Below are 16,225 nucleotides of genomic sequence, written 5' to 3'. Positions count from 1 at the left end.
CGGAGCCCGTTGTCAGACCCCCGCCGTAAGGTCGGTGAGCAGAGGACCCGACCGCCGGGGAACACGTCAGGGAGGTGACCGGCCATGATCGACGATCCGCAGCGCCCGCGGGTGCCGCACGGCTGCGCCGCCGTGTTCCTCCCGGCGGCCCTGCCCCGCGACGGCCGTGTCGCCTTCTGGTCGCCCGGTGGCGGCCCCCTGCCGGCGCCGCCTCCCGCCCCGGCCCGGTCCGACGCGCTCCGTACGCCCGGTGAGACGCCCGGAGACGCGCGCGGGACCGGCGTGGCGGGCGCCCCGTCCGTCGGGACCGGTGCGCCGCCCGGCCCGAGGAGAGTGCCCGGCGCCGCCGGGGAGACCGCCGCGCCCGGGGAGCCCGGCACGGCCGGGGAGCCCGGCACGCTCACCGTCGTCCGGCGGCACGGCGGCGGAGCCCGCAGCCATCGCGTGCCCGCCGTGCTGCTGCCCGTCGCCGACGCCCTGCCGCTGCTCGCGGCCGCACGGCACGACCCGCACGCCCACCCCGCCGCCGCCTGCTGGGGCGCCGCCGCCCTGCACGGGCTGCACCTGCTCGCACGCGGCCGGCTCCTGCCCGGCCTCACCGGCGACGACCTCGACGCCTGGCGCGCCGGCCCGCTGGACGCCGACGACATCGCCCACCTGCGCGCGATCGCCGCCGCCATGCCGTTCGAGGCGCACGCCGTGCCCGTGCCGGGACGGCCGCTCCGGCTGCCCGAGCCCGAGGCGCTGGTGCGGGCCTTCCTCGACGCCGTGGCCGACAGCCTGCCCCGCACGCCTGCCGCCGCCCACGCGGCGGGGGCGCCCTTCGCCGCGTGGGCACCGCAGCGGCTGCCCCACGCGCGCGCGTGGGCGGCCGAGGCGGCCGCCGGGATGGACGCGGGCGTGCGCGTCTCGCTGCGCCTGGACCTCTCCTCGTACGAGCTGTTCGACACCGACCCCGAGCGGACCGGGGAGCGGCGGGCCGCCGCGGCGATCGTCCAGGTGCACAGCCTCGCCGACCCCGCTCTCGTCATCGACGCCGAAGCCTTGTGGGCCGGCGCGGACGACGACCGCCTCGGGCCCCGCGCGCGGGTCGACGCCGTCCTCGCGCTGCGCCGTGCCGCCCGTGTGTGGCCCCCGCTCGGCCGTCTCCTGGAGCTTCCCGTCCCCGCGGTGCTGGCGCTCGGTGAGGACGAGTTGTACGAGCTGCTGGGTCCCGCCGCCGCCAAGCTCGACGCCGCGGGCGTCACCGTGCACTGGCCGCGCGAGCTGGCCCGCTCCCTCACCGCTACCGCCGTCGTCCGGCCCGCCCCCGGCTCGGCGACGGACGGCACGGCCTTCTTCGACGGTGCCGGCCTGCTCCGGTTCGACTGGCAGCTCGCCCTCGACGGCGACCCGCTGACCGAGCGGGAGATGGACGCCCTCGCCGAGGCCCACCGGCCCGTCGTACGGCTGCGCGACCGCTGGGTCGTCGTCGACCCGGCCCTCGTCCGCAAGGCCCGCAAACGGCAGCTCGGCCTGCTGGAGCCGGTCGACGCCCTCGCCGCCGCGCTCACCGGGGCGGCCGAGGTCGACGGCGAGACCGTTCCGGCCGTGCCCGTCGGAGCACTCGCCGAGCTGCGCGACCGGCTCGTCGCCGGGCCCGCGGCGACCGCCCCGCCGCCCGGCCTCGACGCGACGCTGCGCGACTACCAGCTGCGCGGTCTCGCCTGGCTCGACCTGATGACCTCGCTCGGTCTCGGCGGCTGCCTCGCGGACGACATGGGCCTGGGCAAGACCGTCACGCTCATCGCCCTCCACCTGCGCCGGGCCCGCCGCGAGCCGACCCTCGTGGTCTGTCCCGCCTCCCTCCTCGGCAACTGGCAGCGGGAGATCCGCCGCTTCGCCCCCGGCGTCCCCGTCCGCCGCTTCCACGGCACGGCCCGCACGCTCGGCGGGAGCGACGGCGGATTCGTCCTCACCACGTACGGCACGATGCGCACCAGCGCCGCGCAGCTCGCCGCGCACCCCTGGGGCATGGTCGTCGCGGACGAGGCGCAGCACGTGAAGAACCCGTTCTCCGCCACCGCCAGGGCGCTGCGCGCCATCCCCGCCCCGGCGCGCGTCGCGCTCACCGGGACACCCGTCGAGAACAACCTGTCCGAGCTGTGGGCGCTGCTCGACTGGACGACGCCCGGACTCCTCGGCCCGCTGAAGGCGTTCCGCGCCCGCCACGCGCGAGCCGTCGAGAACGGCGAGGAGATCGAGAACGAGGAGGCGGTGGAGCGGCTGGCCCGGCTGGTCCGCCCCTTCCTGCTGCGGCGGCGCAAGTCCGATCCCGGCATCGTCCCCGAGCTGCCCCCGAAGACCGAGTCGGACCACCCGGTCTCCCTCACCCGCGAGCAGGCGTCCCTCTACGAGGCCGTCGTCCGCGAGACGATGGCCGCCATCGAGGGCTCCGAGGGCATCGCCAGACGCGGCCTGATCATGAAGCTCCTGACCTCGCTCAAGCAGATCTGCAACCACCCGGCGCAGTACCTGAAGGAGGACACGCGCCGGCTCGCCGGCCGCTCCGGGAAGCTGGCCCTCCTCGACGAGCTGCTGGACACGGTCCTGGCCGAGGACGGCTCGGTGCTCGTCTTCACCCAGTACGTGTCGATGGCCCGCCTCCTCACCGCGCACCTGGCCGCCCGGGCCATCCCCTCCCAGCTCCTGCACGGCGGCACCCCGGTGGCGGAGCGCGAGCGGATGGTCGACCGCTTCCAGTCGGGCGGGGTCCCCGTCTTCGTCCTCTCCCTGAAGGCGGCGGGCACGGGCCTCAACCTCACCCGCGCCGGCCACGTCGTCCACTACGACCGCTGGTGGAACCCGGCCGTCGAGGAGCAGGCCACCGACCGCGCCTACCGCATCGGCCAGACCCAGCCCGTCCAGGTCCACCGGCTGATCGCCGAGGGCACCGTCGAGGACCGCATCGCCGAGCTGCTCACGGCCAAGCGCGCTCTCGCCGACGCCGTGCTGGGCTCCGGCGAAGCCGCTCTCACCGAGCTGACGGACCGGGAACTGGCGGACCTCGTGTCCCTGAGGAGGCCGTCGTGATCCCCGACCCCGCCGACCCGCACCGCCCCGCCGATCCCGCCCTCCCCGCCGACCCGTCCAGCCGGGACGGCCGCCCCACCGCCCCCCGCCCGGCCGCCGACCCGCACCACCCCGCCGGCCAGGGCCGCGCGGCAGACGGGAGCCACGCCCCAGCCGGGAGCCACGCCGCCGGCGACGGCCGCCCCGCGAGCCCGTACGGCCGGGACAGCCGATCACGGGACGCGCGCCGGCACGGTCCGCGTCCGCCCGCCGCGCGGCGGCCCGGGGGAGGGACACGCTCCGGGCTGCCCCACCACGACGACCGGCGGCGCACCTTCCCGCAGCTCCCGGCCGTCACCGCCGCCGACGGCGCGTTCGCCGCCACCTGGTGGGGCAACGCCTGGGTGGCCGCCCTGGAGGAGACCGCCCTCGACCCGGCCCGCCTCGCCCGAGGGCGCGCCTACGCCGGCCGTGGCCTGGTGGACGCGATCACCGTCACGCCCGGCCGGGTCACCGCGTACGTCCACGGCAGCCGCGCGCGCCCGTACCGCACGCAGATCCGGCTCCACGTCCTCGGCGACGACGAATGGGAGACCTTCCTGGACGCCGCCGCGGCGCGGCCCGACCACATGGCGGCCCTGCTCGACAAGGACGTCCCGCACGCGCTGGCCGACCTCACCGGACTGCTCCCGCACGCCGGGGACCTGGTCCCCGACTGCTCGTGCCCCGACGACGGGTACCCCTGCAAGCACGCCGCCGCCCTCTGCTACCAGGCGGCCCGCCTCCTCGACGAGGACCCGTTCACGCTCTTCCTGATGCGCGGCCGGGGCGAGCAGGAGATCCTCGCCGCGCTCGGCCACCGCAGCGCCGCCCGCTCCGCCGCCGAGGCCGGTGCGGCGCCGCCCCCGCCCGTGCCGACCGTCCCGGCCCGCGAAGCCGTCACGGCCGTGCCGACGGCCGCCCTGCCCCCTCCGCTGCCCGCCCCGGCGCACCCCGGCCGCCCACCCGCCTGTCCCGAGGCCCCCGGCGCGCCCGACCCGCTCGCGCTGGAACTCCTCGCCACCGAGGCGGCCGCCCGCGCGCACACCCAACTGACCACCGGCCGCGACCCGGTCGCCGGACTGACCCCGTGGCAGGACGCGGTCCGGCTCGCCGCCGCCCATCCCGGCTCGGGACTGACCGCCTCCACCCGCGCGCTGTACCGGGACCTCGCCGCCGCCGTGGGCCGCGCCCCCGCCGACCTGGCCCGTGCCGTGGCCGCCTGGCGGCAGGGCGGCCCGGCGGGGCTCGTCGTCCTCGAAGAGGCGTGGGACCCGCCGGCCGGGCCCTTCGACCGGGCCAGGCCCGCGCTGGCGGCCGCCGACTTCCCGCACTTCCGCCCGTGGCGGAACCGGCTCTCCACGGCCACGCTCCAGCTCCGCTACGGCCGCGACGGCCTCTGGTACGGGTACGAGTCCGACGCGGGCCGCGAGGACTGGTGGCCGCGCGGCATCCCCGACACGGACCCGGTCGGCGCGCTCTCCGGTCTGCTGGGGGCCTGAGGAACCCGCTCGATCGGGTGAAAGCGGGCTGCGTCATAACCCGTACGCCGCCGACGCGTTAACCGGAGTGCGGGCGATCGCCCGTGAACGACTCCGGAAGGCAGGAAGCCATGAGGCACAGTCGCCGAAATGGTCTGGTCATTCTGATGGCCACGAGTGGCGCCCTCGCGCTGGCCGCCGGCTCGGCGCAGGCCGACGCCGGCGCGTCCGGCGCGGCGGTCGGCTCGCCCGGCGTGATCTCGGGCAACACGGTGCAGCTTCCCGTGCACGTCCCGGTCAACGTGTGCGGCAACACGGTGAACGTGGTCGGGCTGCTGAACCCCGCGTTCGGCAACGCGTGCGCCAACAAGGGCGGCGGCGCCCAGGGTTCGCACAAGGACAAGCCCGGTACGCCCCACGGCTCCGGCCAGGGCGGCTCGGGTCACGGGGCGGGCGGCAGCGGAAGCGGCAACGGGGGCGGCGGCGCGACCGCCGACGGCGCCGCGGTCGGCTCGCCCGGCGTGATCTCCGGCAACGGCGTCCAGCTTCCGGTCGACCTGCCGGCCAACGTCTCCGGCAACTCGGTCGACGTGGTCGGCATCGGCAACCCGGTCTTCGGCAACTCCTCCGTCAACGGCGGCGGCACGCCGCCCACGGTCACGACCCCGCCGAAGCCCGCCGAGCCCACCACACCGCCCAAGAGCGAGGAACCGGCCGAGCCGGCCGAGCCGGCCGCCCCGAAGCCCGCGGAGGAGGCCCCCGCGCCCGCGCCGGCGCACGCGCCGTCCCTGGCCGTCACGGGCAGCGGCGACCTCGTCGGCATCGGCCTGCCCGCCGCCGCCCTGGTCCTCGCCGGCGCGCTGCTCTACCGCCGCTCGCGCCCGTCGGCCGCCCGCGCCTGACCCGCCGCGCGCCCGGCCCGGTGCCCGGCGGGGTGCCCGGCACCACCGTCCACGGCGGGGTGCCCGGCATCGCCGCCGGGGCGCCAGGAGGCGAGCACGGCCGCGATGGCCGGGGCCACCCGCGCACGGGCCTGGCGGCGCGCCACCCCGTCCGCGAGGAGCGCGTCGTACGGGGTGTCCCGATGCCGTACGGAGGCGCGCACCGCCGCCGTGACCGCGCCCTCGTCCAAGGCGCGCCCGGCCGCCGTACGGCCCACGCGTCCGCTGCCGCGCACCGAGGCGTGCGCGGCGATCCCGGCGGCCCGGTCGGCCGGGCAGCCGGGGAACAGGCGCCGTATCTCCGCCTCCAGCTCGGCCGTGAACCGCACGTCCTCCGCCGCGCGCCGCTCCGCGTCCCTGGCCCGGCGGCGGGCCCGCGCCGCCGCGTCGGCCCGGCACGCCGCCTCCGCACGGGCCAGCGCCGCCTCCTCCACGAGGACGCCCTGGCGCTCGTACCGGGTGCGGCGCCGGTCGTGCCGTACGACCACCGCCCACAGGACGCTCGCCTCGCGGGCGCGCCGGGTGAGGGCCGCGTCGCCGCGCGGCAGGTAGACCAGGTGCGCCAGCCCCGCGCACGGCAGGCACAGCGGCGCCGACGACTCCAGCACCAGGCGCCGCAGCGGGCCCGTGCGGCACCGCGCACAGCGTGCGCGCGGGCGCAGCGGCTCCACCACGACGACCGGCTCCACCACCTCCGGTTCCACCGCCACGGGGCACCTCCCTGGGGGAAGCCGTACGTCGTCGGGGTCATCCCCGCCCCGCTCCCGCCCCGAAACCGCCCCGCGCGGTCCCACGCCCCGGCCCGCTCCCGCCCGGCGCCCCACCCGCCCCGGTTCCAGCGCCCCGGTTCCAGCGCCCCGGTTCCGGCGCCCCGGTTCCGGCGGACCTGCTCCGGTGCGGACCGGCTCCGGCGGAGCGCGCGGGCGCCGCCCGCCCTACTGCCGGTAGCCGCTCAGGAAGCGGCCGATCCGGCTGATCGCCGCGTCGAGGTCGTCGGCGTACGGCAGCGTGAGGATGCGGAAGTGGTCGGGGCGCGGCCAGTTGAAGCCGGTGCCCTGCACCACCTGGATCTTCTCGCGCAGGAGCAGATCCAGGACGAACTTCTCGTCGTCGTGGATCGGGTGGACCTTGGGGTCGAGGCGCGGGAACGCGTACAGCGCGCCGCGCGGCTTCACGCAGGAGACGCCGGGGATCTCGTTGAGCTTCTCCCACGCCCGGTCGCGCTGCTCGTACAGCCGGCCGCCGGGCGCGGTCAGCTCCCCGATGGACTGCCGGCCGCCGAGCGCCGCCTGGATCGCGTACTGCGCCGGGGCGTTGGGGCACAGCCGCATGGAGGCCAGCATCGTCAGGCCCTCCAGGTAGTCGCGGGCGTGCTGCCGGGGGCCGCTGACGACCAGCCAGCCGGACCGGAAGCCCGCCACCCGGTAGGTCTTCGACAGGCCGCCGAAGGTGAGGACGACCAGGTCCGGCGCGAGGGCGCCGGCCGGGTGGTGGACGGCGTCGTCGTAGACGATCTGGTCGTAGATCTCGTCGGCGAAGACCATCAGGTGGTGGCGGCGCGCGAGATCGAGGATGGCCTCGACGACCTCGCGCGGATAGACGGCGCCCGTGGGGTTGTTGGGGTTGATGATGACCACCGCGCGGGTGCGGTCGGTGATCTTCGCGGCCATGTCGTCGAGGTCCGGGTACCAGTCGGACGACTCGTCGCACAGGTAGTGCACGGGCCGCCCCCCGGCGAGGGTGGTGGCCGCCGTCCAGAGCGGGAAGTCCGGTGCCGGGATGAGCACTTCGTCGCCGTCCTCGACCAGTGCCTGGACGGCCATGGACACCAGTTCGGAGACTCCGTTGCCGAGGTAGACGTCGTCCACGCCGACGCCGGTGAGCCCCATGCCCTGGTAGCGCTGCGCGACCGCGCGGCGGGCGGAGAGGATGCCGCGTGAGTCGGTGTAGCCGTGCGCGCGGGGCAGCATCCGGATCATGTCCTGGAGGATCTCCTCCGGCGCCTCGAACCCGAACAGCGCCGGGTTGCCCGTGTTGAGGCGCAGGACGCTGTGGCCCGCCTCCTCCAGGGCGTTGGCGTGTTCGATCACCGGGCCGCGGATCTCGTAGCAGACCTCGCTCAGCTTGCTCGACTGCCGGAACTCCATACGGCGACCTCCACGGGATGAGTGTTGCTTGGTTTTACCAAGCTGGAGCTTGGAAAGTCCAACAAGACGTCTAGACTGCGTCGCATGCCACGTCCGAGCACGCGTTCCGCCGACCGCCGCCGCAGCTACGACCAGTACTGCGCCGCCGCCCGCGCCCTCGACGCCGCCGGCGACCGCTGGACCCTGCTGATCGTCCGCGAACTCCTCGCCGGCCCCCGCCGCTACACCGACCTCCACGCCGACCTGCCCGGCGTCAGCACCGACATGCTGGCCACGCGGCTGCGGGACATGGAGCGCGACGGCCTGGCCACCCGCCGCCGCCTTCCGCCGCCCTCCTCCGCGTACGTGTACGAGCTGACCGACCGGGGCCGAGGGCTGCTGCCGGTGCTGCGCGCACTCGCCCGGTGGGGCGCCCCCGAGCTGGCCGGTCCCCGCCCGACGGACGCCGTGCGGGCCCACTGGTTCGCCGTGCCGCTGCTCGACGCCCTGGAGGCCGCGGGCGAGCCGGGGGTGGTGGAGGTGCGGCTCGACGAGGGCGTGTTCCACGTCCGCCTGGGCGGCGGAGCCCCGGCGTACGGGGACGGGCCCGCCGACGGGCCCGACGCCCGGCTGCGCATGGACGCGGCGACCTGCGCCGAGGTCGGCGGCGGGGGGCTGAGCCTGGCGGCCGGGGTGAAGGCGGGGCGTGTCGAGGTGGCGGGGGAGAGCCCGCTCGCCGCCGCGCTCCGGGGGGAGACCGGGACGGGCTGAGGGCCCCGCGCTCCCCGGTGGCCGCCGCCAGGACCGGCGTATCGCGGCCGGGAGGGCGGCACCACGGTGCCCGGTGGCCGCCGTGCCGCCCCGGTGGCCACAGTCCCCGGTGGCCGCCGTACTGCCGTCGGCTGCGCCCCGCCCCCCCCGCAGCCGGCCGCGGGTCATCGGTACGGCTGGAGGGGCCCGACGTGGACGCGGCCGGCGAGGGGGCAGCGGCCGGGCTGAGCGCGTGCACGCCCGTCGCCGAGCACCGGGGCGGAGCCGGTTCGCGGTCGGGACACCGGGGGTGGGAACGGTCCGCCGCACGCCCGGTGGCGGCGACGCCCCGCGCCCGCCGCCCGATCCGGAAGCGCCGGGGCCGGGCGAGGACGGCGAGGCGGTCTGAGCCCCGCCGGCCGGATCCTCGGACTCTCAGCGGCGATTCCTGCGCATGCGCCGCGTGCGGGGACCGTCGTCGGGGAGCCGGACCTCGGCGGTGACCTGGAAGCCGAGGCGTACGTGGAACCGCACGTTCGCCTCGCTGGACGGCGGCCCAGACGCGGTCGTGCACCAGGCCGATGCCGGGACAGGCGCGGCTCCTGGTGACGACTGATCCGCTCCTCATGACCATCCGCCGCGATCATGTGCCGCGTGTAGGCGGTCGACACGCTCGCCAGGGCCTTCGCCGGCCATCCGTGGGCGTGACGGCGGGCGGGGGCCGGCGGTGGACGGTCGGCGGGGGTACCGGTCCCGCGGGACGACTCCTCGTGGAACGACCCGTCACGCCTTGGTGACCGCCGGCGGGTTCCAGGTGCCGTCGAGCACGTCGGGCTCGGGGGCGTAGAGGCGCATGGTGATTCCCAGCGGGCCGGACGGGGCGGGCAGCCAGTTGGGCTCGCGTTCCGGACCGGGGTTGTGCCGCGAGATGTAGAGGGTGAGCGAGCCGTCCTCCTCGTCGTAGACCAGGTCGTCGCGGTCGCCCAGGGCGAAGCGGTTGATCTCGTTCGCGACCTGGAAGCCCTCGGCGTCGTACATGGTGACCGACCAGAAGGCGCTGGCCGGGGGCATCGCGGCGGCGTCGAACCTGAGGAGGTAGTCGTTGTCGCCGTTGACGGGTTCGCCGTCGGCGTCGGCGGCCAGGACGGGGTAGACGGCGTCCTCGGGAGGATTGGCGCCGAGACCGCCCGCGGCGACCCCGGCGCGCTTGAAGTAGCTGTTGCCGTAGACGCCCATGGTGTCCAGCGAGGTCCGCCAGCCGTTCGCCCCGACGCCGAAGGTCGCCATCGAGCCGAGGATCGCCGCGCGCGCCTCCTGCGCGCCGGCGTCGATCTCGGCCAGGTCGGCCTCGGTGAACCGGCCCGGGTCGAACTGCCGGCCCGGCACGATACCGAGGTGCGCGATGCGGGCCAGGGTGGAGAAGTCCGCGGCATGGGGCGGGTTGACCGCCAGCGCGTCGGCGGCCCACCGGAAGAAGTCGACCGTGCTGAGCCCGTTCACCAGGGCGAGCGCGTCGGCCGTCACGTCGATGTCGCCGTCGAGGTCGTACCCGCGCGGAGGAACCGCGGTCAGGGTGTAACCGTCCTGGACCTTCCAGACGGCCTCGTAGTCGGCGGGGCCGTTGGTCTGCGTCCGGCCGATGACCCACACGTACGGCGTGGGCGCCCGGAGCACCGTCACACCGTCCCGGGGAGTGCCGTAGTAGTGGGGTCCGACGACGAGGTAGTCCTGATCGCCGGTTCCGGTGGTGCGCTGGCCGATGGTGGCGAACACGTCGGTCCACATGTCCATCAGCGGGAGCATGAAGTACCGGTCGGCGGTGTCGCTGACGTGCAGCTCCACCGGGCCGCCGGTCAGGTCGAGCCAGGCTGTCGAATACAGCGTGTCGAAGTTCGGCCGCACCACGGCACGGAAGTCCGCCGACGGGAACTCGCGCATGTGGTGGAACTCGTTCGGCGGACCGTAGCCCGGCCTCCCCGCTGCGAGGGGCGAGGTGGCCTGTCGGCGGGTGACGTCCATCATGACCAGCGGGTAGAGATAGGTGTACGCCTCGCGGGCCAGGGTCCGCGGATCAGCCGACAGCATGCTCATACCTCATCGACTCCGTAGTGTGACGAGTGGGTTACGCCGGGTCGGGCACAGTCTGGCGTCGTGCGATCCGCAGCGCCAGAGCGCCTCGCGAGCCGGCCGCCGACAGGGCCGCCTTGGCAGGATGGGGGCGTGCGACTGGAACCGATCACCTGGGAACGGCTCACCGGCGCGCTCGCGGCGCATCTGGACGCCCTGGCCCCCGCCGACGGGGGTCCGTGGCTGAAGGTCGCCGTGGACGGCGCTCCCGCCGCGCGCCCCGGCGACCTCGCCGAGCGCGTGGCGTCCGAACTGCGGCTGCGGGGGCGGGACGTCGCGGCTGTCGCCACGTCCGGGTTCCTGCGTCCGGCGTCGCTGCGGTTCGAGTACGGCAAGGAGGATCCCGACGCGTACTACGGCGGCTGGTTCGACACCGGCGCGCTGTGGCGGGAGGTGTTCGGGCCGCTGGAAGCGGACGGCACCGGTCGGTTCCTGCCGGACCTGTGGGACCCGGTCGCCGACCGCGCGACCCGCAGCCCGTACCGGAGGCTCGCACCGGGCGGTGTCCTGCTGCTGCACGGGCCGTTCCTGCTGGGGCACTGGTTCCCCTTCGACCTCACCGTGCACCTGCGGCTGTCGGGCGCCGCACTGGCGCGGCGCACGCCCGAGCGCTGGACACTGCCCGCCTTCGAGCGGTACGAGGCGGAGGTCGCCCCGGCCGACGCGGCCGACGTGGTCGTACGCGCCGACGACCCCCGCCGCCCGGCCTGGGCCGGCCTGCCGTAGGCGCGGCCGGGCACCCGCCGGAGCCCCAGGGGCCCCCGGCGGGACCGCACCACCGACGTGCGCCGGGCACGCGCGGCCCGGGCGCGCGGCCCGCGGCGGACGTGGCCCGCGGCGGACGTGGCCCGCGGCGGACGCGGCACCGGCAGATGCCCCCTCCAGCCGCCCGCCCCGCGCGGACGCCCCGGTACGCCGTCCGCCGCCCCGCTCCGCCGGCCCTACACCGGGCGGCCGCCCACCACCGTCACCGCCTCGGCTCCCGCGCGGCACCCGGCCTCCGCGGCCTCGGCCGGCGTCGCCCCGGCCAGCCGCGCGGCCAGGAAGGCGCCCGCGAAGGCGTCGCCCGCGCCCGTCGTGTCGACCGGTCGCGCGGGCCGGGCGGGCATCCGCGCCACCACCTCGCCGGCCCGTGCGACCAGCGCCCCCCGCCCGCCCAGGGTCACCACCACCATCCGGTGGCAGCGACTCAGCGCGGCGGCGGCCGACTCCGGCTCGGGGAGCCCCGTCAGCAGTACCGCCTCGTCGGCGTTGGGGAAGAGCACGTCGGTGCCGTCGACGGCGGCGAGGAACCGCTCCGCGCCCAGCTCCCGGACGAACCCCGCGGACGCGGGGTCGACGCTCACCGCAACACCCCGCTCCCGCGCCGCCGCCATCGCGAGCCGGGCCGTCTCCCGGCTGGTCGCGGCGAAGAACAGGTATCCCGACAGGTGCAGATGAGCCACCCCGTCGAGGAGCCGCGGCGACCAGTCGGCCGGCGCCAGCCGCAGCACCGCGCCGCTGTCGGTGAGGAACGTCCGCTCCCCGCCCGCCCGGCCGTCCACCAGTGCCACCACCGTCCCGGTCGGCGCCTCCGCGTCCCGGACGAGCAGCGGACGCACCCCGGCCCGGCGCAGCGCCGCGGCGTGCCAGTCCGCCTCCGCCGCACCGACCCGCCCCAGCAGGCGTACGTCCGGGCACCCCGAGCGGGCCGCCCAGCAGGCCGCGTTGGCCGCCGCGCCACCGGGCAGGATCCGCACGCGCGCGGCGGTGTCCGTGCCGGGGGCGAGGGGACCGTCGTACCGGGCCACCACGTCGGTGACCGCATCCCCCACCAGCAGCAGGCCGCTCACGAAACCCCCGCCGCCCCACTGCCGCCCACTCCGCCGGCCCCGCCCGCATCCCCGCCGTGACGCCCCACCACCCCACCGGCGGCACCCGCTCCGCCATCCGCGCCGCCACCGCCGCCGGAACCGGCCCCGCCTCCACCCGCACCCCCGTCGACGCCGGCCCCACCCCCGGTCCCACCCGCACCCCCGTCGACGCCGGCCCCACCCCCGGCCCCGCCCGCCCCAGTGCCACCACCGTCGCCCCCGCTCCCCGCCCACGCCCCCGCGATCCGCGCCGCCAGCCGGACGTTGCCGCGCACCGCCGCGAGGTTCGCCTCCAGCGCGGCCCCGTCCGTGTGCCGCACCAGGTACTCCAGCAGGAACGGCGTCACCGCCTGCCCCGCGATGCCCCGCTCCCGGCACTCCGCGAGCCCCTGCGCCAGCACCCGGTCGTGCAGCGCGGGGTCCAGCTGCTCGCCCTCCGGCACGGGGTTGGCGACGACCAGGGCGGCGTCCGGCCCGCCCAGCGCGTCACCCGCCCGCATGACGGCCGCCACCTCCTCGGGCGAGCCGACCGTCCAGTCGACCGGCTCGCCGGACGACGCCAGGTAGAAGCCGGGGAAGCGGTCCGTCCCGTACCCGGCCACGCCCACGCCGAGCGTCTCCAGGCGCTCGAGGGTCGCCGGCACGTCGAGGATCGACTTCACCCCCGCGCAGACGACCGTGATCCGCGTCCGCGCCAGCAGCCGCAGATCCGCCGACTCGTCCTGCCCGCGCACCCACTCCCGGTGCACCCCGCCCAGGCCGCCCGTCGCGAAGACCCGCAGGCCCGCCCGCGCCGCCAGGAACGCCGTGGCCGACACGGTCGTCGCCCCGCAGGTCCCGGCCGCCACCGCCAGCGGCAGGTCGCGGTGGCCCAGCTTCCGCAGCGAACGGTCCGTCGCCACCCTCTCCAGCTGCGCCGCGTCCAGCCCGACCCGGGGCACCCCGTCCAGCACGGCGACCGTGGCCGGGACGGCGCCCCCGGCCCGTACGAGCGCCTCCAGCTCCCCGGCGACGGCCAGATTGCGCGGGCGCGGCAGCCCGTGCGCGATGATCGTCGACTCCAGGGCCACCACCGGGCGGCGCGCGGCCAGCGCCTCCCATACCTCATCCGACACCACCACCGCGGTCCGAGAAGACATGACCCATCCCTGGCGCGCCGGCCCCGCGCCCAAACATCCCCGGCCCGACGGGCCCCCTCCCCGTACGCTGCCCCCATGCGCACCCCCACCGCCCGGTACTTCTACGACGACCTCGCGGCCGACTACGACCTGCTGTACGCGGACTGGGACGCGAGCGTCGCCCGCCAGGGCACGGCGCTCGACGACCGCGTCACGCGCGCGCTGGGCCCCGGCCCGCACGACGTGCTGGACTGCGCCTGCGGCATCGGCACCCAGGCGCTCGGCCTCGCGGCGCTCGGCCACCGCGTCACCGGCACGGACCTCAGCCCCGTCGCCGCCGCCCGCGCCGCCCGCGAGGCCGCCGGCCGCGGGCTCGCCCTGACCGCGGCCGCCGCCGACATGCGCGCCCTGCCGCTGCGGGACGCGGCGTTCGACGTGGTCGTGTGCGCCGGCAACTCGCTGCCCCACCTGCTCACCCCCGACGACGTGCGCACCGCGCTGGCGGGGATGCGCCGCGTGCTGCGGCCGGGCGGACTGCTGCTCGCCGGCACCCGCCCGTACGACGAACTGCGTGCCGAACGACCCCTGTCCACGCCGCCCTCCGTCCGCACCGGCCCCGGGGGGCGTACGGTCAGCTTCCAGCTCTGGCACTGGCACGACGACGGCGAGCGCTACGACCTGGAGCTGTTCCAGCTCCGCCCGTCCGCCGACGAGGGGGCGGCTCCCGCCCCGGACCACTGGACGACCACCGTCCGCCGCGCCTCCTACTGGGCGGTCACCCGGCGGCAGCTGGCCGACCTGGCGGCGGAGGCCGGCTTCCACGACATCGCCTGGCACGAGCCGGACAGCATCGGCTTCCTCCAGCCGCTCATGACCGCCCGCACCTGACCCGCCCGACCCCGCCCCGTCCGCTCGCGGACTCCGGCACCGCCCGCACCCGCGCACCCCGCCCGACCCGTACGCCGCCCGCCGCCGTCCAGTACGCCCCGCGCACCCCCCGCCCGCGCCCGGTGGCCCTCCCCGGCGGTCAGAACAGCGGCTCCGGCAGCACCCCCTCCAGCACCAGCAGCCGCCGCTTGGTCTCCAGCCCGCCGCCGAACCCGCCCAGCCCGCCGTCGGCCTCCACCACGCGGTGGCAGGGCACCACGACCGGCAGCGGGTTGGCGCCCATGGCCGCGCCCACCGCCTGCGCCGCGCCCGGCTGCCCGACTCTGGCGGCCAGCTCCCCGTAGCCGACGACCGTCCCGTACGGCACCCCCGACGCCAGTTCGCGCAGCACCTGCCGGTTGAACCCGCTGGTCAGCGACCAGTCCAGAGGCAGGCGGAACTCCCGGAGGCGTCCCGCGAAGTACGCCTCCAGCATGCGTATCGGCTCCGCCAGGCGCCCCGTCGCCGTCTCGACCGGCTCCGCCCCGAGCCGCGCCGCGATCCGTCCGGGCGCCTCGCGCCGGACCTCCTCGCCCGCATGGAAGACCACGCCGACCAGCCCGTCGGCCGTGGCCGCCAGCAGCAGCGGACCGATGCCGCCGGAGACGACCGCCCACTCCACGGTCCGCCCCTCACCCTGTGCGCTGTCCATGCCGCCACCGTAAGCGCCCCCACTGACATCGGACGCGAGCACCTCCACCCCCAATAGCCCCGCTGGTCCCCCCGGCACCACCCACCCCGCCCGCACGAGACGGCGGCGCACCGGTGCACTACCCTCCACGCTCAGGTTCCCGGCGGAACACGAGGGGTGAGGGGCACACGGACATGCGGGGCACAGTCGAAGGATTCAGCCACGAACTCGTCACGCCCGTGGTGGCCTGCCTCATGGCCTGCCTGGGGGGCGCGCTCGGCCTGCGCTGCACCGTCAGATCCCTGCGCACGCCCCGACCACCGCGTATGGGCTGGCTCGTGCTGGGCGCGGTGTCCCTCGGCGCCGGCATATGGACCATGCACTTCGTCGCGATGACCGGCTTCCGCGTCGGGAACGCCACCATCACCCACGACCGGACGGTCACCTTCGCCAGCCTCGCCGTGGCCGTCCTCATGGTCGGCGTCGGGATCTACGTCGTCGGCCTGCGCGGCCGGACCGCCATGGCCCTGGTCACCGGGGGCACGATCACCGGTCTGGGCATCGCCACCATGCACTACCTGGGCATGGCCGGGATGCGGCTGCCCGGCCGGGTCGAGTACGACACCCCGACCGTCGTCCTCTCCGTGGCCATAGCCGTCGTCGCGGCCACAGCCGCGCTGTGGGCGGCGGTCAGCGTGCGAGGGTTCCCGGCGACCGTCGGCGCCAGCCTGGTCCTCGGCGCGGCCGTGACCGGGATGCACTACACCGGCATGGCCGCCGCCGACGTCCACCTGCACGGTGGGGTCACCGCCGCGCAGGGGCCCGCCGCGACCGCCGGGCCCGTCCCCGGAGGGCTCACCGGAGCGGTCGACGCCTCGGGCGCGGCCGAGGCCGTGGACGCCGTCGGGGCGGGGGCCGCCGACGCCGTGGGCGGCGCCTTCGACGCGGCCGTGACGGCGGGCGGTGCCGGCGCGCCCGCGCTGGTGCCGCTGCTCGTCGGCCCGGCCGCCTTCCTGCTGCTGGCGGGCGTGGCGGTGCTGTTCGACCCGGCCCTCGTCACGGGCGACGGGCCGGGCCGGCACCCCGCCGACCCGCGCCCCCACCTGCCCGGCGTCCCGGCGCCCCGCCAGCGCGAGCGCGACGCCCACCGCTGACCGGCCCCGGCTGTCAGTGCCGGGTCG

At 76.9% G+C, this 16,225-nt stretch carries 12 protein-coding genes and 1 pseudogene; 7 read left to right on the top strand and 6 right to left on the bottom strand.

The features are described from left to right. Nucleotides 1-84: 84 nt before the first annotated feature. From CP974_RS06540 to CP974_RS30820, 3 genes are all read left to right on the top strand, one after another. Nucleotides 85-3,072, top strand: coding sequence for an SCO1167/SCO6262 family helicase (locus CP974_RS06540; protein ID WP_223844359.1), 2,988 nt, complete (start codon nt 85-87; stop codon nt 3,070-3,072). 284 nt (nt 3,073-3,356) lie between these two features. Beyond that, nucleotides 3,357-4,592 carry an SWIM zinc finger family protein gene (locus CP974_RS06535; RefSeq protein ID WP_031134723.1) on the top strand — a complete coding sequence of 412 codons (1,236 nt, stop codon included), beginning with the start codon at nt 3,357-3,359 and terminating at the stop codon, nt 4,590-4,592. A 110-nt stretch (nt 4,593-4,702) separates the two neighbouring features. Next, complete coding sequence (locus tag CP974_RS30820; RefSeq protein ID WP_031134721.1) at nt 4,703-5,473, top strand: chaplin; 771 nt, start codon at nt 4,703-4,705, stop codon at nt 5,471-5,473. Here CP974_RS30820 and CP974_RS06525 read toward each other — a convergent pair. Both CP974_RS06525 and CP974_RS06520 read right to left on the bottom strand, forming a co-directional pair. Then, nucleotides 5,437-6,222, bottom strand: coding sequence for a DUF2293 domain-containing protein (locus CP974_RS06525; protein ID WP_373276710.1), 786 nt, complete (start codon nt 6,220-6,222; stop codon nt 5,437-5,439). The genes CP974_RS30820 and CP974_RS06525 overlap by 37 nt on opposite strands. A gap of 225 nt (nt 6,223-6,447) precedes the next feature. Beyond that, the gene (locus CP974_RS06520) at nt 6,448-7,659 is read right to left on the bottom strand and encodes a pyridoxal phosphate-dependent aminotransferase (RefSeq protein ID WP_031134716.1); all 1,212 of its coding nucleotides are present in this window, start codon (nt 7,657-7,659) and stop codon (nt 6,448-6,450) included. Nucleotides 7,660-7,743: 84 nt separating this feature from the next. Between CP974_RS06520 and CP974_RS06515 the strand changes: the two genes are divergently transcribed. Then, nucleotides 7,744-8,409: a winged helix-turn-helix transcriptional regulator gene (locus tag CP974_RS06515; protein ID WP_031134713.1), complete on the top strand. Its 666-nt coding sequence runs from the start codon at nt 7,744-7,746 to the stop codon at nt 8,407-8,409. Nucleotides 8,410-9,171: 762 nt separating this feature from the next. Here CP974_RS06515 and CP974_RS06505 read toward each other — a convergent pair. Next, nucleotides 9,172-10,479, bottom strand: coding sequence for a DUF1254 domain-containing protein (locus tag CP974_RS06505; RefSeq protein WP_031134712.1), 1,308 nt, complete (start codon nt 10,477-10,479; stop codon nt 9,172-9,174). A gap of 129 nt (nt 10,480-10,608) precedes the next feature. Between CP974_RS06505 and CP974_RS06500 the strand changes: the two genes are divergently transcribed. Beyond that, on the top strand, nt 10,609-11,241 hold the full coding sequence (locus CP974_RS06500; protein WP_031134710.1) for a nucleoside/nucleotide kinase family protein: 633 nt from the start codon (nt 10,609-10,611) through the stop codon (nt 11,239-11,241). A gap of 215 nt (nt 11,242-11,456) precedes the next feature. On the opposite strand, the gene CP974_RS06495 is transcribed toward CP974_RS06500, so the two are convergent. After that, nucleotides 11,457-12,347, bottom strand: coding sequence for a carbohydrate kinase family protein (locus tag CP974_RS06495; RefSeq protein WP_031134708.1), 891 nt, complete (start codon nt 12,345-12,347; stop codon nt 11,457-11,459). 248 nt (nt 12,348-12,595) lie between these two features. Next, nucleotides 12,596-13,507: pseudogene (locus tag CP974_RS06490) on the bottom strand (pseudouridine-5'-phosphate glycosidase); the annotation flags it as partial. Nucleotides 13,508-13,582: 75 nt separating this feature from the next. Here CP974_RS06490 and CP974_RS06485 point away from each other — a divergent pair. Next, nucleotides 13,583-14,374 (top strand): class I SAM-dependent methyltransferase, encoded by a 792-nt coding sequence (locus CP974_RS06485; protein ID WP_031135489.1) that lies wholly within the window; start codon nt 13,583-13,585, stop codon nt 14,372-14,374. Nucleotides 14,375-14,513: 139 nt separating this feature from the next. On the opposite strand, the gene CP974_RS06480 is transcribed toward CP974_RS06485, so the two are convergent. After that, nucleotides 14,514-15,065, bottom strand: a complete 552-nt coding sequence (locus CP974_RS06480) for a methylated-DNA--[protein]-cysteine S-methyltransferase (protein ID WP_031135491.1) — start codon at nt 15,063-15,065, stop codon at nt 14,514-14,516. Between the two features lie 173 nt (nt 15,066-15,238). Here CP974_RS06480 and CP974_RS06475 point away from each other — a divergent pair, with 173 nt between their 5' ends. After that, nucleotides 15,239-16,198 (top strand): MHYT domain-containing protein, encoded by a 960-nt coding sequence (locus tag CP974_RS06475; protein WP_031135492.1) that lies wholly within the window; start codon nt 15,239-15,241, stop codon nt 16,196-16,198. Nucleotides 16,199-16,225: the final 27 nt, after the last annotated feature.

Source organism: Streptomyces fradiae ATCC 10745 = DSM 40063, from assembly GCF_008704425.1.
GTDB lineage: Bacteria > Actinomycetota > Actinomycetes > Streptomycetales > Streptomycetaceae > Streptomyces > Streptomyces fradiae.
The sequence above is the reverse complement of the archived record's forward strand: the minus strand, read 5'-3'. Positions and strand labels throughout refer to the sequence as shown.

Bases quoted from the DNA above. Each gene is read 5' to 3' on its own strand.
- CP974_RS06540 (WP_223844359.1), top strand. From the start codon at position 85: ATGATCGACGATCCGCAGCGCCCGCGGGTGCCGCACGGCTGCGCCGCC.
- CP974_RS30820 (WP_031134721.1), top strand. From the start codon at position 4,703: ATGAGGCACAGTCGCCGAAATGGTCTGGTCATTCTGATGGCCACGAGT.
- CP974_RS06520 (WP_031134716.1), bottom strand. From the start codon at position 7,659: ATGGAGTTCCGGCAGTCGAGCAAGCTGAGCGAGGTCTGCTACGAGATC.
- CP974_RS06515 (WP_031134713.1), top strand. From the start codon at position 7,744: ATGCCACGTCCGAGCACGCGTTCCGCCGACCGCCGCCGCAGCTACGAC.
- CP974_RS06505 (WP_031134712.1), bottom strand. From the start codon at position 10,479: ATGAGCATGCTGTCGGCTGATCCGCGGACCCTGGCCCGCGAGGCGTAC.
- CP974_RS06485 (WP_031135489.1), top strand. From the start codon at position 13,583: ATGCGCACCCCCACCGCCCGGTACTTCTACGACGACCTCGCGGCCGAC.
- CP974_RS06480 (WP_031135491.1), bottom strand. From the start codon at position 15,065: ATGGACAGCGCACAGGGTGAGGGGCGGACCGTGGAGTGGGCGGTCGTC.
- CP974_RS06475 (WP_031135492.1), top strand. From the start codon at position 15,239: ATGCGGGGCACAGTCGAAGGATTCAGCCACGAACTCGTCACGCCCGTG.